Annotated in this window: 25 protein-coding genes; 15 read left to right on the forward strand and 10 right to left on the reverse strand. The window is 48.5% G+C overall.

Translation table 11 applies throughout. The annotated features are described in order from the left end of the window. Positions 1-6: 6 nt before the first annotated feature. Entirely contained in the window at positions 7-282 is a 276-nt protein-coding gene (rpoZ, locus tag ABVM99_RS20890; protein ID WP_000135058.1) for a DNA-directed RNA polymerase subunit omega, read from the reverse strand. A gap of 54 nt (positions 283-336) precedes the next feature. Continuing rightward, positions 337-960: a guanylate kinase gene (gmk, locus tag ABVM99_RS20895; protein ID WP_000046966.1), complete on the reverse strand. Its 624-nt coding sequence runs from the start codon at positions 958-960 to the stop codon at positions 337-339. Positions 961-1,216: 256 nt separating this feature from the next. Between gmk and ligB the strand changes: the two genes are divergently transcribed. Beyond that, positions 1,217-2,902 (forward strand): NAD-dependent DNA ligase LigB, encoded by a 1,686-nt coding sequence (ligB, locus tag ABVM99_RS20900; protein WP_017442021.1) that lies wholly within the window; start codon positions 1,217-1,219, stop codon positions 2,900-2,902. Here ligB and ABVM99_RS20905 read toward each other — a convergent pair. Both ABVM99_RS20905 and ABVM99_RS20910 read right to left on the reverse strand, forming a co-directional pair. Beyond that, positions 2,899-3,516, reverse strand: a complete 618-nt coding sequence (locus tag ABVM99_RS20905; protein WP_000924334.1) for a trimeric intracellular cation channel family protein — start codon at positions 3,514-3,516, stop codon at positions 2,899-2,901. The two genes, ligB and ABVM99_RS20905, sit on opposite strands and share 4 nt — an antisense overlap. Before the next feature lie 250 nt (positions 3,517-3,766). Beyond that, on the reverse strand, positions 3,767-4,648 hold the full coding sequence (locus ABVM99_RS20910) for an HARLDQ motif MBL-fold protein (protein ID WP_017442020.1): 882 nt from the start codon (positions 4,646-4,648) through the stop codon (positions 3,767-3,769). Positions 4,649-4,721: 73 nt separating this feature from the next. Between ABVM99_RS20910 and ABVM99_RS20915 the strand changes: the two genes are divergently transcribed. Then, positions 4,722-5,624, forward strand: a complete 903-nt coding sequence (locus ABVM99_RS20915) for a LysR family transcriptional regulator (RefSeq protein ID WP_023195513.1) — start codon at positions 4,722-4,724, stop codon at positions 5,622-5,624. Between the two features lie 49 nt (positions 5,625-5,673). Here the strand turns inward: ABVM99_RS20915 and ABVM99_RS20920 are convergent, their stop codons facing one another. Further along, the gene (locus tag ABVM99_RS20920) at positions 5,674-6,537 is read right to left on the reverse strand and encodes a YicC/YloC family endoribonuclease (RefSeq protein WP_000621352.1); all 864 of its coding nucleotides are present in this window, start codon (positions 6,535-6,537) and stop codon (positions 5,674-5,676) included. Between the two features lie 125 nt (positions 6,538-6,662). Here ABVM99_RS20920 and rph point away from each other — a divergent pair, with 125 nt between their 5' ends. Both rph and pyrE read left to right on the forward strand, forming a co-directional pair. Then, a complete protein-coding gene (rph, locus tag ABVM99_RS20925) occupies positions 6,663-7,379 on the forward strand; it encodes a ribonuclease PH (RefSeq protein ID WP_001247078.1) in 717 nt (238 codons plus the stop codon). Between the two features lie 78 nt (positions 7,380-7,457). Further along, the gene (gene pyrE, locus ABVM99_RS20930) at positions 7,458-8,099 is read left to right on the forward strand and encodes an orotate phosphoribosyltransferase (protein ID WP_000806167.1); all 642 of its coding nucleotides are present in this window, start codon (positions 7,458-7,460) and stop codon (positions 8,097-8,099) included. A 77-nt stretch (positions 8,100-8,176) separates the two neighbouring features. Here the strand turns inward: pyrE and slmA are convergent, their stop codons facing one another. The 3 genes from slmA to coaBC all read right to left on the reverse strand — a co-directional run bounded on the left by slmA (position 8,177) and on the right by coaBC (position 10,537). Next, positions 8,177-8,773, reverse strand: coding sequence for a nucleoid occlusion factor SlmA (gene slmA / locus ABVM99_RS20935; RefSeq protein WP_000818607.1), 597 nt, complete (start codon positions 8,771-8,773; stop codon positions 8,177-8,179). A gap of 107 nt (positions 8,774-8,880) precedes the next feature. Continuing rightward, positions 8,881-9,339, reverse strand: a complete 459-nt coding sequence (gene dut / locus ABVM99_RS20940) for a dUTP diphosphatase (RefSeq protein ID WP_000976078.1) — start codon at positions 9,337-9,339, stop codon at positions 8,881-8,883. Continuing rightward, positions 9,317-10,537 (reverse strand): bifunctional phosphopantothenoylcysteine decarboxylase/phosphopantothenate--cysteine ligase CoaBC, encoded by a 1,221-nt coding sequence (gene coaBC / locus ABVM99_RS20945; protein ID WP_023195511.1) that lies wholly within the window; start codon positions 10,535-10,537, stop codon positions 9,317-9,319. Before coaBC ends, dut begins: the two co-directional genes overlap by 23 nt. 175 nt (positions 10,538-10,712) lie before the next feature. Here coaBC and radC point away from each other — a divergent pair, with 175 nt between their 5' ends. From radC to mutM, 4 genes are all read left to right on the forward strand, one after another. Then, on the forward strand, positions 10,713-11,378 hold the full coding sequence (radC, locus tag ABVM99_RS20950) for a DNA repair protein RadC (RefSeq protein ID WP_000380129.1): 666 nt from the start codon (positions 10,713-10,715) through the stop codon (positions 11,376-11,378). Between the two features lie 217 nt (positions 11,379-11,595). Then, positions 11,596-11,832, forward strand: coding sequence for a 50S ribosomal protein L28 (gene rpmB / locus ABVM99_RS20955; RefSeq protein ID WP_001519051.1), 237 nt, complete (start codon positions 11,596-11,598; stop codon positions 11,830-11,832). 20 nt (positions 11,833-11,852) lie between these two features. Beyond that, positions 11,853-12,020: a 50S ribosomal protein L33 gene (gene rpmG / locus ABVM99_RS20960; RefSeq protein ID WP_001051798.1), complete on the forward strand. Its 168-nt coding sequence runs from the start codon at positions 11,853-11,855 to the stop codon at positions 12,018-12,020. A gap of 97 nt (positions 12,021-12,117) precedes the next feature. Next, complete coding sequence (gene mutM / locus ABVM99_RS20965; protein ID WP_001114516.1) at positions 12,118-12,927, forward strand: bifunctional DNA-formamidopyrimidine glycosylase/DNA-(apurinic or apyrimidinic site) lyase; 810 nt, start codon at positions 12,118-12,120, stop codon at positions 12,925-12,927. Positions 12,928-12,953: 26 nt separating this feature from the next. Here the strand turns inward: mutM and coaD are convergent, their stop codons facing one another. Both coaD and waaA read right to left on the reverse strand, forming a co-directional pair. Then, on the reverse strand, positions 12,954-13,433 hold the full coding sequence (gene coaD / locus ABVM99_RS20970; RefSeq protein WP_001171884.1) for a pantetheine-phosphate adenylyltransferase: 480 nt from the start codon (positions 13,431-13,433) through the stop codon (positions 12,954-12,956). 8 nt (positions 13,434-13,441) lie between these two features. Beyond that, positions 13,442-14,719, reverse strand: coding sequence for a lipid IV(A) 3-deoxy-D-manno-octulosonic acid transferase (waaA, locus tag ABVM99_RS20975; RefSeq protein WP_023195510.1), 1,278 nt, complete (start codon positions 14,717-14,719; stop codon positions 13,442-13,444). A 408-nt stretch (positions 14,720-15,127) separates the two neighbouring features. On the opposite strand from waaA, the gene rfaQ reads away from it, so the two are divergent. Genes rfaQ through rfaJ form a run of 7 tightly spaced genes read left to right on the forward strand, consistent with a single transcriptional unit; the run spans position 15,128 to position 22,415 of the window. Continuing rightward, entirely contained in the window at positions 15,128-16,198 is a 1,071-nt protein-coding gene (gene rfaQ, locus ABVM99_RS20980; RefSeq protein WP_071786607.1) for a lipopolysaccharide core heptosyltransferase RfaQ, read from the forward strand. Next, positions 16,195-17,319, forward strand: coding sequence for a glycosyltransferase family 4 protein (locus tag ABVM99_RS20985; protein WP_001261579.1), 1,125 nt, complete (start codon positions 16,195-16,197; stop codon positions 17,317-17,319). The genes rfaQ and ABVM99_RS20985 overlap by 4 nt, the downstream gene beginning before the upstream one ends. Next, complete coding sequence (gene rfaP, locus ABVM99_RS20990) at positions 17,312-18,109, forward strand: lipopolysaccharide core heptose(I) kinase RfaP (RefSeq protein WP_023195508.1); 798 nt, start codon at positions 17,312-17,314, stop codon at positions 18,107-18,109. The genes ABVM99_RS20985 and rfaP overlap by 8 nt, the downstream gene beginning before the upstream one ends. Before the next feature lie 40 nt (positions 18,110-18,149). Further along, entirely contained in the window at positions 18,150-19,226 is a 1,077-nt protein-coding gene (locus ABVM99_RS20995; RefSeq protein ID WP_077684043.1) for a polysaccharide pyruvyl transferase family protein, read from the forward strand. 59 nt (positions 19,227-19,285) lie between these two features. Continuing rightward, entirely contained in the window at positions 19,286-20,365 is a 1,080-nt protein-coding gene (gene waaB, locus ABVM99_RS21000) for a lipopolysaccharide 1,6-galactosyltransferase (protein WP_023195506.1), read from the forward strand. A gap of 5 nt (positions 20,366-20,370) precedes the next feature. Further along, positions 20,371-21,384 (forward strand): lipopolysaccharide 3-alpha-galactosyltransferase, encoded by a 1,014-nt coding sequence (gene waaO, locus ABVM99_RS21005; RefSeq protein ID WP_023195505.1) that lies wholly within the window; start codon positions 20,371-20,373, stop codon positions 21,382-21,384. 17 nt (positions 21,385-21,401) lie between these two features. Further along, complete coding sequence (gene rfaJ, locus ABVM99_RS21010) at positions 21,402-22,415, forward strand: lipopolysaccharide 1,2-glucosyltransferase RfaJ (protein ID WP_023195504.1); 1,014 nt, start codon at positions 21,402-21,404, stop codon at positions 22,413-22,415. Positions 22,416-22,429 lie beyond the last annotated feature (14 nt).

Consider the following 22,429-nt stretch of genomic DNA (forward strand, 5'->3'; position numbering starts at 1 on the left):
TTGTGATTAACGACGACCTTCAGCAATAGCGGTAACGGCTTGTAATTCAGCGGCTTCCTGCTCTTGCTGTTCCTGGCGCTCGCGGACGTCGAGGATCTGGTTGTTAATCAGACCTTCTTCGATTTCGCGCAGCGCGATAACGGTAGTTTTATCGTTTTCTTCCGGTACCAGCGGATCCTTTCCGCCTACCTGCATCTGACGAGCGCGACGCGCGGCGACCAGTACCAGGTCAAAACGGTTACCAATTTTCTCTACAGCGTCCTGAACAGTTACGCGTGCCATACTTAAAATGCTCCACAGGTGAAGAAATGACTGGGCATGATACTGAAAGTGGGTTCAGTCTGCCAACAATTTGCTGATTAAAGCGTCATGACGCTGCTTTTGGCGGCTCATACGCAGACGTTCAGCGCGAATGATGGTTTTCAAGTCGCTTAACGCGGTATCAAAGTCGTCATTCACAATAAGATAATCATATTCGGCGTAATGGCTCATTTCTGCAACCGCTTGCGCCATTCGTTTGGCAATGACTTCTTCGCTATCTTGCCCGCGGCCGCGTAAACGGCGATCCAATTCGATCTTTGACGGCGGCAAAATAAAAATGCTGCGTGCTTGCGGCATCTTTTCGCGAATTTGCTGGGCGCCCTGCCAGTCGATATCCAGAAAAACATCAACGCCGGTTGCCAGCACTTGCTCAATGGTTTCGCGCGAAGTGCCGTAGTAATTGCCAAACACTTCCGCGTGCTCCAGAAACGCCTCCCTGCCAATCATGGTTTTAAACTCATCATGATTTACAAAGAAATAGTGCTCACCGTGCACTTCACCCGGACGCGGCGCGCGCGTGGTATGTGAAACGGAAACCTGAGTGTCATACAACGGTTGGGTTTTTAATAAAGCCTGAATCAGGCTGGATTTACCCGCGCCACTGGGGGCAGAAACAATATAAAGCGTACCTTGAGCCATGAGTATCTTACGTCTGTGATTATCGAAATAGAGCCTTGATACGGGCTTATTATACACATCGCCGTTATGCGACGTAGTCTTTGTCACACTTTTTGCGCCAGATTATTGCATTTTGCGTCCCTTTTTCCGCTTTTATCGCGTCGTTGCAGCAACCCACCAAAAAATCTGGAAAGCGGCTCGGATGATGCATTTTTACCTGTCGGTTTTTATTCACTAAAGCGCTATACCTGCCGGGCAATGTGCGCAGGAGGTCGTGATGAGATTATGGAAAAGTATGGCGTGGGGAATTTTATTGTGGCATTCGCAGAGTGGGGCGCTTTGCCCGGCCTGGCCGCCAGCAAGGGCCGCTGAAGAAATCGCCCGTTTACAGCAACAGCTCGCTGACTGGAATGACATCTACTGGAAACAAGGGGTTAGCGCGGTTGACGATAGTGTGTACGACCAACTCAGCGCAAGGCTGGTTCAGTGGCAACGCTGTGTTGGTCAGGATGTTTCATCTACTCCGGTTTCACCGCCGTTAAACGGTACAACAATGCACCCTGTTGCGCACACGGGCGTACGTAAACTCGCGGACCGACAGGCGGTAGAACAGTGGATGCGCGGGCGCAGCGAGCTTTGGGTACAGCCAAAAGTGGATGGCGTAGCGGTAACGCTGGTTTATCAAAACGGTAAACTGACCAGGGCTATTAGCCGGGGTAACGGACTACAAGGCGAGGACTGGACGCCAAAAATTCGCCTGATCCCCTCTATACCGCAGACAACACAAGGCGCGCTAGCTAACGCGGTGTTGCAGGGCGAAATCTTTCTACAGCGCGAGGGGCATATCCAGCAACGGATGGGCGGGATGAATGCGCGCTCGAAAGTCGCAGGAATGTTAATGCGCCAGGATAACGCCTCCGCGCTAAATTCGTTGGGTATTTTTATTTGGGCGTGGCCGGACGGTCCGGCAAATATGCCCGAAAGATTAAGCCAACTTGCTAAGGCTGGATTCAGTCTGACGAAGAAATATTCCCTGGCGGTAAAAAATGCCAGCGAGGTCGAGCGGGCGCGCCAGTCATGGCTGACGTCAGCATTACCCTTTGTAACGGATGGCGTAGTGATACGCATGGCTAAAGAACCTGCGTCACAACACTGGCGACCCGGGCAGGGCGACTGGCTGGCAGCATGGAAATATCCGCCAGTAGCGCAGGTCGCGCAAGTGAGCGCTATTCAGTTCTCGGTGGGGAAAAGCGGCAAAATTACCGTAGTAGCGTCGCTTGTCCCCGTTATATTGGATGATAAGCGGGTTCAGCGGGTCAATATCGGCTCTGTGAAACGTTGGGAAGCGTGGGATATCGCGCCGGGCGATCAGATCCTGGTGAGTCTGGCCGGGCAAGGCATTCCCCGGCTTGATGAGGTCGTCTGGCGGAGTCGTGAGCGGAGTAAGCCTGTACCGCCTGATAGCCATTTCAACTCGCTGACCTGCTTTTACGCGTCGGCAACGTGTCAGGAACAGTTTATCTCCAGGCTGGTATGGCTGGGGTCACGGTCGGCGTTGGGTCTGGACGGAATGGGCGAAGCCAGCTGGCGGGCCTTGCATCAAACGCATCGCTTTGAGCATATCTTCTCCTGGCTTGCCCTGACGTCAGCGCAAATAGCCAACACGCCAGGCTTTGCTAAAGGAAAAAGCGAGCAGATATGGCGGCAATTTAACCTGGCGCGCCGGCAGTCGTTTACCCGCTGGATCATGGCGATGGATATCCCCTTAACGCAGGCCGCATTACAGGCCAGCGGCGATCGCTCATGGGAGCAGTTATTAATGCGAACAGAGCAACACTGGCGGCAGTTGCCAGCGACGGGCGAGCGCCGTGCCGGGAGAGTTATCGACTGGCGGGATAATCCGCAGATCAAAACGCTGAGCAGATGGCTGGCTGCTCAGCATATTCCCGGATTTGGGTCTTAGTGCCCTTCATGGCGGTAATAAAATACCGGCAGGCCAAGTTTAAGACGTAGCGCTAATAACCTTGCTGTAAAGCCAAACAGTAGCGTAGAGATAACGACGACATCCGGATTCATGACGTAATGTTGTAGCGCAATATAGAGCACCGCCGAGGCGAACGAAATGCCGGCATATAGCTCTTTTTGAAACACCAGTGGAATGCGTTTGCAGAACATATCGCGGAGCACGCCGCCAAAGACGCCGGTAGTGACGGCGGCCACCACGGCGATAATTGGCCCTTCGCCCATATCAAGGGCTATCTGAGCGCCAATAATAGAGAAAACCACCAACCCCAGCGCGTCAAGTACCAGGAAAAGCTTGCGTAAATAGGGCATGACGGGGGCAACAATGGTGGTCAATACAGCGGCAGTCGCCACAATAATGACATATTCGGGATGCTTCACCCAACCCAGCGGATAGTGACCGAGCAGAATGTCGCGAACCGAGCCTCCACCAATGGCGGTGGCGGTAGCAATAATAATTACGCCGAATGTATCCATGCGACGACGACCCGCAGCGAGTGCGCCCGTCATGGCCTCGGCAGTGATGCCAATTAAATAAAGAACGTGCAACAGCATGATTTCCCCCTAATTTACTGGGGGCGAAGATTAACGATTTGTGCGCTGTATCACGATTGAGATTTTCTAAGGCATTACACGATTAATAAATTTTAGTAATGATTTTAAATTTATGATTAATAATTATTTATTATAAATATTAATAAGTTGAACATCATTTTTGTGGTTTATTACATGCGAGGTTTTTCTGTTTTGACTTAGATAAATTAACTTAACGGCGCCCTGGACGCGCCGCCGGTGAGTCATTTCATTATGGCTGCTGTGCGGTAAGTTGTGTGATGAAGCGCTGACGCGAGCGTTCCACATACTGTTGCAAGCCATTGGAATCAAAGAATGCCTGTGTATCGCCGTTGCGAAGTTGCTGTCGTTTCTCCAGTAGCCCGAAGCGGTCACCTTTGTTGGCAATAAAGATATCAACATGCTGGGCGGCCAGTGTCTTAAAGCTACCCTGAATATCAGTAACCAGGTCAGGGTAATTTTTGTTGTTAATCAGCAGATAGTCGGGCGTGGCGAGACTGTCAGCGTAAATTAGCGTCTTGCCGTTGCGGAGCGTTACGCGCCAGGAGGTTGAACCGGGTAGATGTCCAGGCGTGAATAGCGCTGTCACGGTTATCCCTCCGAGGCTGATGCTTTCCTGGTTGTGGATAATTTTATCGGTGGTGACGGGCGGAAAGGGGAGCGCATCGCCAAGCGCAAAATCCTCTCGTCCACCCCTCGCCATCTGATCGGCGTTGGGTTGGCTGGCGACCAATTGTGCGCCGCTCCACGCTTTCAAACGTGCCATGCCCCCCGCTTGATCCAGCCGCGCATGGCTATTCAACAGATAGCGCACGTCTGTGAGGCGGAATCCTGCCGCTTCAATATTCGCTTTAATTTGCGGTGCGCTTTCATCCAACCCCGCATCAATAAGAATATGCCCTGCCGGAGTGGTCAGCAGAATAGAAGAGAGATTTTCCGTGCCGACATACCACACGCCTTCTGTGATTTGAAACGGCTTTATAGGCTTAGCCCACGCTTTAAACAGTGATAACGGAGGCGCGGGTGATAACGGTTGTGAAGGATCTAATGCCGCCATGGCAGGAAGTGCTGATGTTGAAAATATACATACAAGGAATAATGCATAGCGATTCATAATGTTCTCCTGATTGAAGCGCCCGCAGTATACCTGGCAGTAATTTAGCCAGGTTCAATAAGAGAGACGTTTAATGAACTTGCTGCAAATGGATATGAACCTGTTAAAAGTACTGTATGTGCTGCTGGAGACGAGCTCTACGGGGAAAACGGCGCAAAAGCTGGCTTTGTCGCCTTCTGCGGTAAGTCATGCGTTAATGAGATTGCGCGATGCGCTAAACGATCCGTTGTTTCGACGGGAAGGGAACCGCCAGATTGCTACGCCTTATGCGCAGGCGCTGCGTGACAAATTGGCGCCTGTGTTTGTTTCGCTTAATGAGGAGCTGTTTGGCGATAAAGAGAACGGCTCCCGTTGTTTCCGGGTGGTACTTCCTCCCGCATTGAACGCGCTGCTTACGCCCGTTCTCGCAGAGAAAGGTCATCTTCATCAGGCGGTGATCGAGTGCCTTCCTTTTGCCCGCCGACCCTGGCGTGATGAACTGTTGGATAGCTCGGTTGATTTGGTGCTGGCAATTGGCGACCATCAAAAGCAGGTCAGCGCTCTGCATTACGAGCGGGTGGGGACTACGCGTTTGATTGCGGTTTATGGTGCGCCATTGCGTTCACGTCTGGAGAATGCCGCAGAGTTGAATTTTGCTGATCTACAGCATTATCAGCACATTTACTGTTTGCCGTGGACAAAAGAGAACAACGAACTGGACAGGCAGCAGGCTCGTGCCGGGTTTGAACGTCCGCTGACGTTTGTTTGTCATGATTACAGTCAACTTGCGCCTGCTGTCCAGTCGGCGCCGCTAATGGCGATTGTACCGCGCCCCTGGTATGAAAATTTATCCGATAAGCGCGGTCTTTTTGTCCTGCCGCTTGCCGGGGAGCAGGCGGAAGGCGCTATTTTTATGCAGTATCGGGCTTCGACGGTAGAGTGGAAGCGACGCCTTATCGACGCTATTCGCCGGAAATTAAAAACGTACTACCGATAAACGCGAGAGCCCGCATAAGGCGGGCTCTGTGACATATTGAGCGCCAGAATTATTCAATATTCTGGATTTGCTCGCGCATTTGCTCGATCAACACTTTTAATTCAATAGCGGAGTTAGTTACATCAGCGTTGATGGATTTGGAGGCCAGGGTGTTCGACTCACGGTTAAATTCTTGCATCATGAAGTCCAGACGGCGGCCTACCGCCTCTTTTTTCTTCAGAATGTTGTAAGTCTCTTTGACGTGCGCTTCCAGACGATCCAGCTCTTCCGCCACATCAATGCGTTGCGCCATCATCACCAGCTCTTGCTCCAGACGGTTGTTTTCCAACTGAACCTGAGCATCTTCCAGCTTCGCGACCAGGCGTTCACGCTGCCATTGCAGGATTTCCGGCATATGCGCGCGGACTTTCGCTACTTCGGCGCTGACGCCTTCCAGCCGTTGTTCAATCAGCGCTTTCAGCGCCTGACCTTCCGTTTCGCGCGCGACGATAAAGTCATCCAGCGTACCGTCCAGCGCGGCTAAAATTTCTGCGGCAATCGCGTCCAGATCCTGCTCTTGCGCCGCCATGACACCTGGCCAGCGCAAAATATCAACCGGATTGATTTCCCCTTCGTCGCTCTGCATTTTGACCCAGTTTGCGGCGCTAACTAATTGTTTCGCGAGCTTTTCATTCAGAATAAGCTCGCCTTGCGCGCTGGCATCGGGTTCAAAACGCAGCATACATTCGACTTTGCCGCGCGTCAGGCGTGTACGAATGCGTTCGCGCACGACGGGTTCAAGACTACGGAACTGTTCCGGCAGACGAAAGTAAGTTTCCAGATAACGCTGGTTTACCGAGCGCATTTCCCAGGTCGCGCTACCCCATTCACCCTTGATTTCACGCCGGGCGTAGGCGGTCATACTGCGGATCATAGATGTTCCCGTTTTTAAAGGAGAGATGAGGGGATTATAGCTATCCAGGCCTTGTCAGGATAGGAATAACCATCGGAAGTCCGTATAATGCGCAGCCACATTCGTTTTAAGCCGGAGATCTCAATATGCGTCCAGCAGGCCGTAGCGCTAATCAGGTGCGTCCCGTAACCCTGACCCGTAACTATACAAAACACGCTGAAGGCTCGGTACTGGTCGAATTTGGAGATACCAAAGTGTTGTGCACCGCCTCCATTGAAGAAGGCGTCCCACGTTTTCTGAAAGGACAAGGACAGGGGTGGATCACCGCAGAGTATGGCATGTTGCCTCGCGCTACCCATACCCGTAATGCGCGTGAAGCAGCAAAGGGTAAGCAGGGCGGTCGTACTATGGAAATTCAGCGTTTGATCGCGCGTGCGCTGCGTGCGGCGGTCGATCTGAAAACGCTCGGCGAATTTACCATTACGCTGGACTGCGATGTAATCCAGGCCGATGGCGGTACGCGTACAGCGTCTATTACCGGCGCCTGCGTGGCGTTGGCGGATGCGCTGAATAAATTGGTTGCCAACGGTAAGCTGAAAACCAACCCGATGAAAGGCATGGTGGCGGCGGTTTCCGTAGGCATCGTTAACGGCGAAGCGATCTGCGATCTGGAATATGTTGAAGATTCCGCCGCAGAAACCGACATGAACGTCGTGATGACTGAAGACGGCCGCATTATTGAAGTACAGGGTACCGCGGAAGGCGAGCCGTTCAGCCATGAAGAACTTCTCACTTTGTTGGCGCTGGCCCGAGGGGGAATTGAATCCATTGTGGCGACGCAGAAGGCGGCGTTAGAAAATTGATTTTAAGGCGACTGAAAAGTCGCCTTTTTTTTGTCCGTAAATTTCGTAAATGATGAAAGTAAGAAAAGGAGCGAATCCATGAAACCGTATCAGCGCCAGTTTATTGAGTTTGCGCTTAACAAGCAGGTACTAAAGTTTGGCGAGTTTACGCTGAAATCCGGGCGCAAAAGCCCCTATTTCTTCAACGCCGGGCTGTTTAATACCGGGCGCGACCTGGCGTTGTTAGGCCGTTTTTATGCCGAAGCGCTGGTGGATTCCGGTATTGAATTTGATCTGCTGTTTGGCCCCGCATACAAAGGTATTCCGATCGCGACGACGACGGCAGTTGCGCTGGCGGAACATCACGATAAAGACCTGCCGTACTGCTTTAACCGCAAAGAGGCAAAAGATCATGGCGAAGGCGGGAGTCTGGTGGGCAGCGCGCTACAGGGCCGCGTGATGCTGGTGGATGACGTGATTACCGCAGGTACGGCGATTCGCGAGTCGATGGAGATTATTCAGGCGCACGGGGCTACGCTGGCTGGCGTACTGATTTCGCTGGATCGTCAGGAACGTGGCCGCGGCGAGATTTCCGCGATTCAGGAAGTGGAGCGCGACTATGGTTGTAAGGTTATCTCCATCATTACGCTGAAAGACCTGATTGCCTATCTGGAAGAAAAACCTGATATGGCTGAGCATCTGGCGGCTGTGCGAGCATACCGGGAAGAATTTGGCGTGTAAGCGAATTGCCCGGTGGCGCTTTACCGGGCCTATGTTTCTGTCGCCTGGATAAGGCGTGAGCCACTATCCAGTCAGCGTTACTGTAGCTGAGCGGCAATGAGCGGCCAGCGGGCGTCGAAATCGTCCGTTGGGCGGTATTTAAATTCGCTACGCACGAACCGTGAAAGCATACCTTCACAGAAGGCTAACAGTTGGCTTGCCAGCAGATTTTCATCCGTCGTGTAGCCTTCGCCTTCACGCATTCTTTTTTCTCGTAGCACCTGGCGGAGCTGCGCTTCGATGCGTTCAAAAAGCTGATTAATGCGCCCCTGCAGGCGATCCTGTTCAAACATCAGCGCGTGCCCGGTAAGAATGCGCGTCAGGCCAGGGTTGCGTTCGCCAAAACCCAGAATCAGCAACACAATCAGGCGCAAACGCGTGCTGGTGTTTTTTTCATCTTTTAAAATCAGATTGATACGGGTAATCAGACTATCTTCGATAAACTCAATCAGGCTATCGAACATGCGGGTCTTGCTGGGAAAATGGCGGTATAGCGCCGCTTCGGAAACGCCGACCGAGGCCGCCAGTTTTGCCGTCGTGATGCGTTGGCTTCCATCGCTGGATTCAAGCATCAGCGCCAGTGACTGAAGTATTTCTTCGCGACGATTCCTTTTCGCAGTTTGTTTTTCTGCCATGTTACAAAATACCCCTGAAAATAAGCACTTGCCAGGCGAGCACCCACGCTATAACCGCAAACTCAGCGCTTGCGGCAGTATTATGACGTTATGGGGATGCGTAAAATTTACTTACGGCCAGAATGACCGAAGCCGCCCTCGCCACGTTCGGTGGCGTCAAATGCTTCCACCAGATTAAATTCGGCCTGAACGACCGGAACAAACACCATTTGCGCGATACGTTCGCCCGGTTCAATGGTAAAACTGTCCTGACCACGGTTCCAGATCGAAACCATCAGCTGCCCCTGATAATCGGAATCAATCAGCCCGACCAGGTTACCCAGCACGATACCATGTTTATGGCCCAGGCCAGAACGCGGCAACATGACTGCCGCCAGTGATGGATCGGCGATATGAATGGCCAATCCGGTAGGCACCAACGTCGTTGCGCCAGGCGCCAGTTCTACGGCGTCGTCGAGACAGGCGCGCAGGTCAAGCCCGGCAGAACCAGAAGTAGCATAAGTCGGCAGCGGAAACTGCTGACCAACACGCGGGTCCAGAATCTTAACGTCGATTTTTTTCATCATAACGGGTCACGATCTCGTCGAGTAATAATTGGCCCAGGAGTTCTTTCCGCTCAAGCGGTAAGACTTTATCTCCATCCTGCCAGAAAAGGTGTAAAGCGTTTTTATCGCTATTAAATCCCTGATTTGAAAGAGAAACATCATTTGCACAAATCAGGTCAAGGTTCTTACGGATACGTTTTTGCCGGGCGTATTCTTCCACATTATTCGTTTCCGCGGCAAACCCAACAACGTAGGGGCGATTGTCACTGAGTGCGGCCACCCCGGCGACAATGTCCGGGTTTTTGACCATTTTTATTAGTAATTCATCACCTTGCGCCGCCTGTTTTTTGATTTTTTCACTGGCGATAGTCTCTGCGCGATAGTCAGCCACGGCGGCGCAGCTAATGAAAATGTGCTGCTGTTGAACGGCGGCCTGAACAGCGGCTTCCATGTCCAGCGCGGTTATGACATCAACCCGTTTTACAAAAGGCGGCGTTGGTAACGAAACGGGACCGGAGACCAGCGTGACATTTGCGCCGCGACGCGCTGCGGCCGCCGCAATAGCGAAGCCCATTTTACCTGAGCTGTGGTTGGAAATATAACGCACCGGGTCGAGCGGTTCGCGCGTCGGGCCTGCCGTAATCATGATATTAAGATGTCGCAGATCGTTGACGGCAGCGAAATGCGCGGCGGCCTTATCAACGATAACTAATGGGTCCAGCATTCGGCCTGGGCCTACATCGCCGCACGCCTGACTGCCGCTATCCGGCCCCCAAATGAACAGGCCGCGAGAGGCGAGCACCCCCAGATTATGTTGCGTGGCGGCAGCGCGGTACATCTGTTGGTTCATGGCCGGAAGAACGGCCACCGGGGCTGGCGTCGCCAGGCAGATGGTGGAGACTAAATCATTAGCCATACCCGATGCTACACGGGCGATCAGATCGGCGGTCGCGGGGGCAAGAATCACCAGGTCGGCCCATTTCCCCAACTCGATATGCCCCATCGCGGCTTCAGCGGCAGGGTCAAGCAGACTGTCGGATACGGGATAACCCGACACTGCCTGTAAGCTCAGGGGGGTAATAAAGGCTTTTGCCGCCTCGGTCATTGCCACGCGCACGTCAGCGCCGCGCTCACGTAAACGGCGCACCAGCTCCGGCGTTTTATACGCAGCGATACCGCCGCTAATGCCGAGAACAATTTTTTTACCGGCCAGGCTCATCATGTCTTTCCTGTTGGGTGACTTTGAAAGGCGGCTATTTTATCACAATCTCTACGGCGTCGTGTCTTTGCCTGCGCTCCACTTTGCGAGGCGCTACGCAAGAACAAAATCGGGGCGTCGATCTCTCCCAAAGGCTATGCCACTATGCCGCTTCCTTAAAAAAGGAGGTGCGCGTATGGATACGTTGGACGAATTATTACCGCGTGAAAAAATGCTCAGATCCGGCATTGCTTCCCTCAGCGACGTGGAACTGCTGGCGCTTTTTTTACGTACCGGCACGCCGGGAAAAGATGTTATGACGTTGGCAAAAGAGATATTGCAGCACTTTGGGTCGCTGTATGGCCTGTTGTCGGCGGACTTTGCGCAGTTTCGCGGCGTAAACGGCATCGGCCTGGCGAAATTCGCGCAGTTGAAAGGCATTGCTGAGCTGGCAAGGCGCTATTACAGCGTGCGCATGAATGAGGAAAGTGCGTTGCTGAGTCCGGAAATGACGCGGGAATTTCTGCAAAGCCAACTGACGGGCGAAGAGCGTGAGATCTTTCTGGTGATCTTCCTCGATGCCCAGCACCGGGTGCTTCAGCACAGCCGCCTGTTTTCCGGCACGCTTAACCACGTAGAGGTGCATCCGCGTGAGATTGTTCGGGAAGCGATTAAACTCAATGCTTCAGCGGTCATTCTGGCGCATAATCACCCTTCAGGCTGCGCAGAGCCAAGTAAAGCAGATAAACTTATCACTGAGCGCGTGATAAAGTGTTGCCAGTTTATGGATATCCGGGTGCTCGATCACCTGATAATTGGGCGCGGAGAGTACGTTTCTTTTGCCGAACGCGGCTGGATTTAAGATTCTTTGCGCGATCCATCGGGATCTTTGTCTGTTCGGGACTTGAGCATATCGCCGGGTCAGCGTATACTACGCCACCTTTGAGAATCTCGGGTTTGGCATTTGGGCCTGGCAATCGAGAGTTCAATAGAACTGCGCGATGACCAGGCTGTAAAGCCTGACGAGGCGCCGATACCCCATACGAAGCTCGAGCTAATTTGATTTTTGGAGAATAGACATGTCCCGAGTCTGCCAAGTTACTGGCAAGCGTCCGGTGACCGGTAACAACCGTTCCCACGCACTGAACGCGACTAAACGCCGTTTCCTGCCTAACCTGCACTCTCACCGTTTCTGGGTTGAGAGCGAGAAGCGTTTTGTCACCCTGCGTGTATCTGCTAAAGGTATGCGTATCATCGATAAAAAAGGCATCGAAACAGTTCTGTCTGAACTGCGTGCCCGTGGCGAAAAGTACTAAGTACTAAGAGGAAATAAATCATGGCTAAAGGTATTCGTGAGAAAATCAAGCTGGTTTCTTCTGCTGGTACTGGTCACTTCTATACCACTACGAAGAACAAACGTACTAAGCCGGAAAAACTGGAACTGAAAAAATTCGATCCAGTTGTCCGTCAGCACGTGATCTACAAAGAAGCGAAAATCAAATAATTCTCGCTTTGATGTAACAAAAACCTCGCTTCGGCGGGGTTTTTTGTTTTCTGGCCGTCCCCATATTAATGAGACCTGCCACACAGCCGGAGACGTTATGCCTGAATTACCCGAAGTTGAAACCAGCCGCCGGGGTATTGAACCCCATTTAGTTGGCGCTACTATCCTGCACGCCCATATCCGTAACGGCCGTCTGCGCTGGCCGGTTTCAGACGAAATTTATCGTCTGAGCGATACACCCGTCCTTAGCGTTCAGCGTCGTGCTAAATATCTACTGCTGGAGCTGCCTGACGGCTGGATAATTATTCACCTGGGGATGTCGGGAAGCTTGCGGATACTGTCGGAAGCGCTGCCGGCGGAAAAGCACGACCATGTCGATTTGGTGATGAGCAATGGCAAAATTCTACGTTATACCGATCCTCGCCGCTTTGGCGCCTGGTTATGGACCAAAGAGCTGGAAGGGCATAACGTACTGGCGCATCTGGGACCGGAGCCGCTAAGCGATGAGTTTAATGGCGAATATTTGCGGCAGAAATGCGCGAAGAAGAAGACGGCGATTAAACCCTGGCTGATGGATAACAAGCTGGTGGTCGGCGTGGGGAATATCTACGCCAGCGAGTCGCTGTTTGCCGCTGGTATTCACCCTGACCGCCTGGCGTCGTCACTCTCGACAGAGGAGTGCGACCTGCTGGCACGGGTGATTAAAGCCGTTTTGCTGCGCTCTATTGAACAAGGCGGGACAACGCTGAAGGATTTTCTGCAAAGCGATGGGAAACCGGGCTATTTTGCGCAGGAGTTGCAGGTGTACGGGCGCAAAGGCGAGCCGTGTCGGGTATGCGGTACGCCGATAGTCGCAACGAAACACGCACAGCGTGCGACGTTCTATTGCCGTCACTGTCAGAAGTAAAACGCCAGGCCGGCAAGGAAGGATACTTATTTCAACTTATCCATTAGCGCCTGATGCACATTGTCCGGCAGAAAGTGGGTCACATCGCCCTGATGGCGCGCCACTTCTTTGACCAGCGACGATGAGATAAACGACCACTCTTTGGACGGCATCAGGAAAACGCTTTCCAGTTGCGGCATCAGATGGCGATTCATATGCGCCAACTGCATTTCATATTCAAAATCCGCCACCGCGCGCAGACCACGAATCAGGATATTCGCCTGTCTGTCGCGGGCGAAATTGGCCATCAGGTCGCTAAAGCCCACCACCTCTACGTTACCCAGGTGTGCGGTCGCTTTTTGCGCCAGCGCCACACGTTCGTCCAGGGTGAACATGGGTTTCTTGCCGGGGCTGGCGGCGATAGCCAGAATGACATGGTCGAACATCTGCGTTGCGCGCGTCACAATATCGAGATGACCGTTAGTAATCGGATCAAACGTACCTGGATAAATCGCCCGTTTTTGCATGACAGTCCTCAATGCGTTTTCGGTGGCAGATAAGGTTCCAGCAGTTGCAGCAGACACTGGAGCGCGCCCTGATTTTGATACAGCACTTCAACTGCGTGACGTCCGTAGAAATTACGATAATCAGCGTCGGTCAGTAAAGAGGAAACTTCTTTTGCCAGCGTAGCCGCATCGGTAATCGTGATAAGTCCGCTCGCCTGATCCAGACGGGCGCAAATATCTTTAAAGTTAAAGGTATGCGGACCCATCAGTACCGGAATCGCATGAGCGGCAGCCTCCAGCGGGTTATGACCGCCGCGTTCAACCAGCGAACCACCAACAAAGGCGAGATCGGCAATGCCATAGAGCAACATTAATTCGCCCATGGTATCGCCTACCACGACCTGGGTGCTGGCGGACGGCACTTCGCCCGAAGAGCGAGTGATGTAGCTTAACCCTGCCTGACGCACAAGATTGATAGCATCCGGGAAACGCTCCGGATGGCGGGGCACCAGAATCAGTAATAAATTCGGGAATTGATGTAATAACGCCTGGTGAGCGGCGATAACGATACTCTCTTCGCCATCGTGGGTGCTGGTGGCAATCCAGACCGGACGGTGCGGCGCCCACTGGCTACGTAGCGTAACGGCTTTAGCCGCCAGTTGTGGCGTAACTGAAATATCAAATTTCAGACTGCCGGTGACCGTGACCTGATTGTTCTTCGCGCCCAATGCCACAAAGCGTTCGCCATCTTCTTCGTTTTGCGCGGCAATCAGGGTGATACGGCGCAGGAGCGTACGGACAAACTTGCCAAGCTTCGCATAACCCGCGGCGGAGCGGGCGGAAAGCCGCGCATTAGCGATAACCAGCGGAATATGACGTTTGTGCAGCGCAGCAATCAGATTTGGCCAGAGCTCAGTCTCCATGATCAATACCAGCTTAGGATCAATCTTATTGAGGAAACGATTGAGCGCATCGGGCAAATCATAAGGCAAGTAAACGTGCTGAACATCGTTGCCAAAGGCGGACTGGACGCGCTCCGAGCCGGTCGGCGTCATGGTCGTTACGGTAATAGGCAGATCGGGATAGCGATGGCGTAGAGCGCGGACCAATGGGATGGCCGCCAGAGTTTCGCCCACCGAGACGGAATGCAGCATGATTCCGCCCGGTTTCAACGGACGGCGGTAGAATCCGTAGCGTTCACCCCAGCGCTTACGATAGGCCGGCGCTTTACGTCCACGCACCCAAAGCCGTATCCAGATCAGAGGCTGAATAAGGTAGAGAAGAGCGGTGTAAAGCAATTCGAGCATAGTAAATAGCTGACTTATGGATGTGCTGGGGATTCTATGTATTTAGCCTGGGCTTTACCATTACTTTTCCCATTTTTGCGCCAAATTGGCTCAGAAGCGAGGATTCCAGGCGCTGAACCCCATTATTTTTGCATTTTTACGCAATCCATTGAAATTTGCCGCCCTTGTCGCCCCAGACAATGGGAATGACCATTCACAAGAGAGGGGTAAATTAATATCTCTTTGAATTTATGATTAAAAAAATGATTGTGTATAAAAATTATTCGTATCGGATTGCTGCGAAAGAAGTGTTACACTAGCGCATCTAAAATGAGTGCGGTATTAGCCATCGGGTTGCTGTGAAGCCTGGGGCGGTAGCGTGCTTTTTTCTGCTTATTTATCCGGACAATTTCAACCAAAGAGTCGCTTGTGGAAAAGCCATTTCGAAGAATTCTGATTATAAAAATGCGTTTTCATGGAGACATGTTACTTACCACCCCTGTCATCAGTACGCTGAAGCAGAATTATCCCGATGCAAAAATCGATGTGCTTCTTTACCAGAACACCATACCGATATTGTCGGAAAATCCGGAGATTAATGCACTCTACGGCATCAGTAACAAAGGCGCAGGAACAAAAGAGAAGATTAAAAACGCGCTATCGCTAATCAAAAAATTGCGCGCTAACTCGTATGATCTGGTCGTCAATCTCACCGATCAGTGGAGCGTGGCGCTCATTGTGCGTTTTTTAAACGCAAAAACAAAAATCTCGCAGGATTTCGGTAATCGTCAGTCTGCTTTATGGAAAAAGAGCTTTACGCATTTAGTACCTTATGCGGGAGAACATGCTGTTGAGCGCACATTATCCGCGCTAAAGCCGTTAGCGTTAAAACAGTATGTCACGGAAACCACCATGAGCTATCGCCCGGAACATTGGGAAAACATGCGACAACAGCTCAAACAACTTGGCGTAACCCGACAATATGTTGTTATTCAACCTACGGCACGGCAGCTATTTAAGTGCTGGGATAATGATAAATTCTCGCAGGTTATTGATGCCGTGCAGCGCCGCGGTTATCAGGTTGTACTGACGTCAGGCCCGGTCGCAGACGAGATGGCCTGCGTGGATGCTATTGCACGCGGCTGTGAGACAAAACCGGTTACTGGTCTGGCGGGTAAAACTCGCTTTCCTGAATTGGGCGCGTTGATTGACCATGCGGATCTCTTTATCGGTGTTGATTCGGCCCCTGGTCATATTGCCGCAGCAGTCAAAACGCCGGTTATTTGCCTTTTCGGCGCGACGGATCATGTGTTCTGGCGTCCCTGGACCGACGACATCATTCAGTTTTGGGCAGGAAATTATCAGCCGATGCCTGAACGGCATGAGCTTGATCGTAATAAAAAATACCTTTCCGTGATTCCGGCTGAAGATGTTATCGCCGCGACGGAAAAAATGCTGCCGCATGAGGCACGCACCATAGATTTGGACAGCCTGCTATGAGAGTTGCCTTTTGCTTATATAAATATTTTCCTTTTGGCGGTCTGCAGCGTGATTTTATGCGCATTGCCCAAACCGTGGCGGCGCGAGGGCATCAGGTTCGTGTTTATACTCAGTCATGGGAAGGGGAATGCCCGGATAACTTTGAATTAATCCGCGTGCCGGTTAAATCCCGGACGAACCACGGTCGTAACGCAGAATATTATGCCTGGGTGCAACACCATTTGCGCGACCACCCTGTCGATCGGGTGGTTGGATTCAATAAGATGCCGGGCCTTGATGTGTATTACGCCGCAGACGTGTGTTACGCCGAAAAAGTCGCACAGGAAAAAGGATTTTTCTATCGCCTGACATCACGCTATCGGCATTATGCTGCTTTTGAACGCGCCACGTTTGAACACGGCAAGCCGACGCAACTATTAATGCTGACGAATAAGCAGATTGCTGACTTCCAAAAACATTATCAGACTGAAGCGGAGCGTTTCCATATTCTTCCTCCGGGGATTTACCCGGACAGAAAATATAGCCAACAGATCCCAAACAGTCGTCAAATTTATCGTCAGAAAAATGGTATCTCAGAACAGCAAAAATTACTGTTGCAAGTAGGGTCTGACTTTACCCGTAAAGGTGTGGATCGCTCTATTGAAGCGCTGGCATCGCTACCCGAATCTTTACGGCAAAATACGGTGCTCTATGTTGTCGGGCAGGATAAGCCGAAGAAGTTTGCAGCGCTGGCTGAAAGAAGCGGCGTCGGCACGAATGTGCATTTTTTCTCCGGACGTAATGATATCGCGGAGTTAATGGCGGCAGCCGACCTTTTACTGCATCCAGCCTATCAGGAAGCTGCTGGTATTGTTTTGCTGGAAGCCATTACTGCTGGTTTGCCGGTGCTGACAACCGCGGTGTGCGGTTATGCACATTATATTGTGGATGCAAACTGTGGCGAAGCGATGACTGAACCATTCCGCCAGGATGCGCTAAATGAGGTTTTACTCAAAGCGCTGACACAGCCTTCCTTACGCAGCGCCTGGGCTGAAAATGCGCGGTATTATGCTGATACCCAGGATTTATACAGCTTACCGGAGAAGGCCGCAGATATTATTACAGGTGATTTAGATGGTTGAGCTGAAAGCGCCGTTAACCACACTATGGCGCGGTAAAGATGCTTTTGAGGAAGTGAAAACGTTACAGGGCGAAGTGTTCAGAGAGCTGGAGACGCGTCGAACATTGCGGTTTGAGCTGGACGGCAAAAGCTACTTCCTGAAGTGGCATAAAGGCACTTCGCTGAAAGAAATTGTGAAGAACCTGATTTCGTTACGTATGCCTGTTCTGGGCGCTGACAGAGAATGGCACGCCATTCATCGTCTACATGAGCTGGGCGTTGATACGATGCACGGCGTTGGTTTTGGTGAAAAAGGCGTAAATCCGCTAACCAGAACATCATTTATTATCACCGAAGATTTAACGCCCACGATTAGCCTTGAAGACTACTGTGCTGACTGGGCTGTTAATCCACCGGACGCGCAGGTGAAGTGGATGATCATTAAGCGTGTTGCGACTATGGTACGTAAAATGCACGCCGGGGGAATTAACCATCGTGACTGTTATATTTGCCACTTTCTTCTGCATTTACCTTTCACAGGTCGTGAAGAGGATTTAAAAATCTCCGTAATCGACCTGCATCGCGCGCAGATACGTCAGCACGTTCCCCTTCGCTGGCGTGACAAGGATTTAATTGGGCTTTATTTTTCTTCAATGAATATTGGCCTGACTCAGCGAGATATATTCCGGTTTATGCGTGAGTATTTCTCTCTCCCCCTGCGAGATATTTTGCAAAAAGAATCGGGGTTGATTCATCAGGCGGATGTTAAAGCCGCTCGAATTAAAGAAAGAACAATAAGAAAAAATCTTTAAATTATTATACTGACTTATTATTTGATTTGGACTACATGTCATGAAAGTATTAATTATAAATGATACAGGTAACTCTTATCATTGGGGATGTTATGGAACATCGACTGCGATAAAAGAAAGTTTAAGGTTTCGTGGTATTAATGAAATAGTCACTTTCTCGTGCGAAGAAGGTAGTAAGATAGAAAACTCACCCAAAAAAAGTCTGCTTGTGTACAGTAAGAATAAGTTAATAAGGAGGTTAGCTAGCCATTATTATAGTAAACATCTTCGCAGGAAATTACCTGATTTATGGGATTCATTATTAAAAAGTGATTGCGTTATAATAAATGGTGAAGGAACTATTAATAGTATTCATACAGCAACAAGATTTATATTTTTTATAATTCACGTTGCAAAAGATGTACTTAAAAAAAAGGTTTATCTAATAAATCACTCTTGTTATCCTAAATTGGGTAATGAGAAACAAATTTATTATTATAAGTGTGCTTATTCACGATGTAATTATGTTGCGGCAAGAGAAAAAAAATCGCATGAATTAATTACTAATATATTAGGTATTGATGCTACTTTATCTTTTGATAGCTTGCCGTTACTTGTCAAAAAGGTTGAAAACGAAATTCCAGAAAGTTTGTATAAAGAAAAATACGTATGTTTATCTGGTGCGGTTAACTATAATAAAGAAAATTCATCTTTTATAGCTGGTGAGATTTTAAAGAAATATAAAAATCACAAATTAGTTTATCTTGTCGGCTCTCCATCTGGTATGAATAATGAGGAGCCAGATGTAATCGAAAGCCTGAAGAAATTTATGCCTGAACTAATTATTCATGATGCGAAGTCTTTTACTGAATGGCTATCTGTTATTAAGAACTCAGTAGTACTAATCTCAGGAAGGTACCATTATTCTATTGCGGCAATGTGTTTTGGTACACCAACAGTATGCTTTTCATCTAATACACCAAAATTGGATGAAATTAATAAGATGTTTAATTTACCAGACTGTGTCAGAACACATGATGAATTTACTAAAGCGCTTAACGAAATTGACAATTTAACATGGCAACCACTTTCTAAAGAGATGTCTGACTTAGCTGAATACAACTATAATTTCCTTTAATTTATTGAGGTTGATTAATAGGTTATTATAATATTAACTTTCTAATTCATAAGAATATTATGAAAATAACGTTCGTTGGCGAAGCGGTATCTGGCTTCGGAGGGATGGAAACCGTTATTAGCAACGTTATCCATACGTTTGAAAATAGCTCTCCGAAAATCAACTGTGAAATGTTTTTCTTTTGCCGTAATGACAAAATGGATAAAGCATGGCTAAAAGAGATTAAATATGCGCAATCATTCTCAAATATAAAATTAAGTTTTCTTCGTCGAGCTAAGCATGTTTATAATTTTAGTCAATGGTTGAAAGAAACGTCACCAGATATTGTGATATGTATTGATGTCATCTCATGTCTTTATGCCAATAAAGCACGAAAGAAAAGTGGTAAACAGTTTACTATTTTCTCGTGGCCGCATTTTTCGCTCGACCATAAAAAACATGCAGAATGTATAACGTACGCGGATTATCATCTGGCCATAAGTAGTGGTATTAAAGAACAGATGATGGCACGGGGTATCTCAGCGCAAAATATTAGCGTCGTTTATAATCCTGTCTCTATTAAAACAATCATTGTGCCGTCGCCTGAGCGCGATAAACCCGCTGTATTTCTCTATGTAGGGCGTCTTAAATTTGAAGGACAGAAAAGAGTTAAAGATTTATTTGATGGCTTAGCTCGTACGACAGGGGAATGGCAGCTACATATTATTGGTGATGGCTCAGATTTTGAAAAGTGCCAGGCCTATAGTCGGGAGCTTGGTATTGAGCAGCGTGTGATCTGGTATGGTTGGCAAAGCGAGCCGTGGCAAGTCGTACAGCAAAAAATAAAAAATGTCACCGCGTTACTACTTACCTCTGCATTTGAGGGATTTCCTATGACCCTGCTGGAAGCAATGTCATATGGAATTCCGTGTATTAGTTCTGATTGTATGTCTGGTCCGCGCGATATGATTAAACCCGGCTTGAATGGTGAGCTTTACACCCCGGGGGCTATAGATGATTTTGTAGGACACCTTAATCGCGTTATTTCTGGTGAAGTAAAATATCAGCATGATATTATTCCCGGCACGATTGAGAGATTTTACGATGTGCTATATTTTAAAAATTTTAATAATGCAATATTCTCGAAATTACAAAAGTGATCACTATGAGCAGAAAATATTTTGAAGAAGAAGTCATTCAACAGACTTTAGATTATAACTATGCACAACATAGTGATGCTGATAAATTTAATATAGCTTATGGGATTGATAAAAACTTTCTTTTTGGCTGTGGTGTCTCTATTGCATCGGTTTTCCTCGCTAACCCAGAGAAGGCGTTAGCTTTCCATGTTTTTACCGATTTCTTTGACTCTGAAGACCAGCAGCGATTTGAGGCATTAGCAAAACAGTACGCTACGCAGATTGTTGTTTACCTAATCGACTGTGAGCGCTTAAAATCGCTACCCAGTACCAAAAACTGGACCTATGCAACATACTTTAGATTCATTATCGCCGATTATTTTTCAGATAAAACAGATAGAGTACTTTATCTGGATGCAGATATTGCATGTAAGGGGAGTATTCAGGAGCTTATTGATCTTAACTTCGCTGAAAATGAGATTGCGGCTGTCGTTGCTGAAGGCGAGTTGGAATGGTGGACTAAGCGCTCGGTTAGCCTGGCAACGCCTGGGCTGGTTTCTGGCTATTTTAATGCCGGTTTTATTTTAATTAACATACCTCTTTGGACCGCAGAAAATATCTCTAAGAAAGCGATTGAAATGCTAAAAGATCCGGAGGTAGTACAGCGCATAACGCACCTTGATCAGGATGTATTAAATATATTGTTAGTGAATAAAGCGCGTTTTGTTGATAAAAAATTTAATACACAATTTAGTCTTAACTATGAATTAAAAGATTCAGTTATTAATCCAGTTGATGCTGAGACTGTATTTGTTCATTATATCGGACCAACGAAGCCCTGGCATAGTTGGGGGGCTTATCCTGTGTCACAATATTTTTTACAGGCTAAGAGCAACTCACCATGGTCTCATTGTGCACTTTTAAATCCAGTCACTAGTCATCAGTTACGTTATGCGGCAAAGCATATGTTTAATCAGAAGCATTATACTTCGGGTATAAATTATTATATAGCCTACTTTAAACGTAAACTTCTTGAATAAAACCCATAGGTGATGTAATGGATTCATTTCCTGAGATAGAAATAGCTGAATATAAAGTTTTTGATGAAAGTAATAATAATAATGATGATAACGTATTAAACATTTCTTATGGTGTTGATGAAAACTATCTTGATGGTGTGGGGGTATCAATTGCTTCAGTTGTATTAAATAATAATATCCCGCTCGCTTTCCATATTATTTGTGATTTATACTCCCCGTGTTTTGTAAAATATATAGAGCGTTTAGCCGTACAGCATCACATAAAAATTTCTCTTTATCTTATTAAAGTAGAAAGCCTTGAGGTATTGCCTCAAACTAAAGTATGGTCGAGAGCAATGTATTTTCGTTTATTTGCTTTCGATTATCTCAGCAAGAAGGTAAACACATTACTTTATTTGGATGCCGATGTTGTATGCAAAGGATCTTTGCAAGATCTTTTACAGCTTGATCTGACAGAGAAGATCGCTGCGGTCGTAAAAGATGTTGATTCCATCCAGAATAAGGTAAATGAGAGATTAAGAGCATTTAATTTACAAGGTGGTTATTTTAACTCCGGCGTGGTTTTTGTTAACCTGAAATTATGGAAAGAGAATGCCTTAACTGAAAAGGCATTTTTACTTCTGGCAGGTAAAGAGGCTGACTCTTTTAAATATCCCGATCAGGATGTTCTGAATATTCTCCTACAGGATAAAGTCATTTTTCTTCCGCGACCGTATAATACCATTTATACTATCAAAAGTGAGTTGAAAGATAAGTCACATAAAAAATATAGCAATATAATTAATGATAATACTATTTTAATTCATTATACGGGCGCTACAAAACCATGGCATGCCTGGGCAAATTATCCTTCAGTTATCTATTATAAAAATGCACGACTGAATTCGCCCTGGAAAGATTTTCCCGCAAAAGATGCGCGTACCATAGTTGAATTTAAGAAGCGATATAAACATCTTCTCGTGCAGGGGCATTATTTTAAAGGCCTTCTGGCTGGAAGCGCATATCTTTATCGTAAAATTTTCCACAAATAATTTCCTTCCCTAAA

Source organism: Salmonella sp. SJTUF15591, from assembly GCF_043356435.1.
GTDB classification, from domain to species: domain Bacteria; phylum Pseudomonadota; class Gammaproteobacteria; order Enterobacterales; family Enterobacteriaceae; genus Salmonella; species Salmonella enterica.

What these genes read in the sequence shown, in the direction of transcription:
- waaB (WP_023195506.1), top strand. Translation starts at nt 19,286, where the DNA reads ATGAAAATAACGTTCGTTGGCGAAGCGGTATCTGGCTTCGGAGGGATG.
- waaA (WP_023195510.1), bottom strand. Translation starts at nt 14,719, where the DNA reads ATGCTCGAATTGCTTTACACCGCTCTTCTCTACCTTATTCAGCCTCTG.
- coaBC (WP_023195511.1), bottom strand. Translation starts at nt 10,537, where the DNA reads ATGAGCCTGGCCGGTAAAAAAATTGTTCTCGGCATTAGCGGCGGTATC.
- rpoZ (WP_000135058.1), bottom strand. Translation starts at nt 282, where the DNA reads ATGGCACGCGTAACTGTTCAGGACGCTGTAGAGAAAATTGGTAACCGT.
- rfaJ (WP_023195504.1), top strand. Translation starts at nt 21,402, where the DNA reads ATGGATTCATTTCCTGAGATAGAAATAGCTGAATATAAAGTTTTTGAT.
- coaD (WP_001171884.1), bottom strand. Translation starts at nt 13,433, where the DNA reads ATGCAAAAACGGGCGATTTATCCAGGTACGTTTGATCCGATTACTAAC.
- ABVM99_RS20995 (WP_077684043.1), top strand. Translation starts at nt 18,150, where the DNA reads ATGAAAGTATTAATTATAAATGATACAGGTAACTCTTATCATTGGGGA.
- waaO (WP_023195505.1), top strand. Translation starts at nt 20,371, where the DNA reads ATGAGCAGAAAATATTTTGAAGAAGAAGTCATTCAACAGACTTTAGAT.
- radC (WP_000380129.1), top strand. Translation starts at nt 10,713, where the DNA reads ATGGATACGTTGGACGAATTATTACCGCGTGAAAAAATGCTCAGATCC.
- gmk (WP_000046966.1), bottom strand. Translation starts at nt 960, where the DNA reads ATGGCTCAAGGTACGCTTTATATTGTTTCTGCCCCCAGTGGCGCGGGT.
- mutM (WP_001114516.1), top strand. Translation starts at nt 12,118, where the DNA reads ATGCCTGAATTACCCGAAGTTGAAACCAGCCGCCGGGGTATTGAACCC.
- rph (WP_001247078.1), top strand. Translation starts at nt 6,663, where the DNA reads ATGCGTCCAGCAGGCCGTAGCGCTAATCAGGTGCGTCCCGTAACCCTG.
- ABVM99_RS20910 (WP_017442020.1), bottom strand. Translation starts at nt 4,648, where the DNA reads ATGAATCGCTATGCATTATTCCTTGTATGTATATTTTCAACATCAGCA.
- rfaP (WP_023195508.1), top strand. Translation starts at nt 17,312, where the DNA reads ATGGTTGAGCTGAAAGCGCCGTTAACCACACTATGGCGCGGTAAAGAT.
- dut (WP_000976078.1), bottom strand. Translation starts at nt 9,339, where the DNA reads ATGATGAAAAAAATCGACGTTAAGATTCTGGACCCGCGTGTTGGTCAG.
- ABVM99_RS20920 (WP_000621352.1), bottom strand. Translation starts at nt 6,537, where the DNA reads ATGATCCGCAGTATGACCGCCTACGCCCGGCGTGAAATCAAGGGTGAA.
- ligB (WP_017442021.1), top strand. Translation starts at nt 1,217, where the DNA reads ATGAGATTATGGAAAAGTATGGCGTGGGGAATTTTATTGTGGCATTCG.
- ABVM99_RS20905 (WP_000924334.1), bottom strand. Translation starts at nt 3,516, where the DNA reads ATGCTGTTGCACGTTCTTTATTTAATTGGCATCACTGCCGAGGCCATG.
- ABVM99_RS20915 (WP_023195513.1), top strand. Translation starts at nt 4,722, where the DNA reads ATGAACTTGCTGCAAATGGATATGAACCTGTTAAAAGTACTGTATGTG.
- pyrE (WP_000806167.1), top strand. Translation starts at nt 7,458, where the DNA reads ATGAAACCGTATCAGCGCCAGTTTATTGAGTTTGCGCTTAACAAGCAG.
- rpmG (WP_001051798.1), top strand. Translation starts at nt 11,853, where the DNA reads ATGGCTAAAGGTATTCGTGAGAAAATCAAGCTGGTTTCTTCTGCTGGT.
- slmA (WP_000818607.1), bottom strand. Translation starts at nt 8,773, where the DNA reads ATGGCAGAAAAACAAACTGCGAAAAGGAATCGTCGCGAAGAAATACTT.
- ABVM99_RS20985 (WP_001261579.1), top strand. Translation starts at nt 16,195, where the DNA reads ATGAGAGTTGCCTTTTGCTTATATAAATATTTTCCTTTTGGCGGTCTG.
- rpmB (WP_001519051.1), top strand. Translation starts at nt 11,596, where the DNA reads ATGTCCCGAGTCTGCCAAGTTACTGGCAAGCGTCCGGTGACCGGTAAC.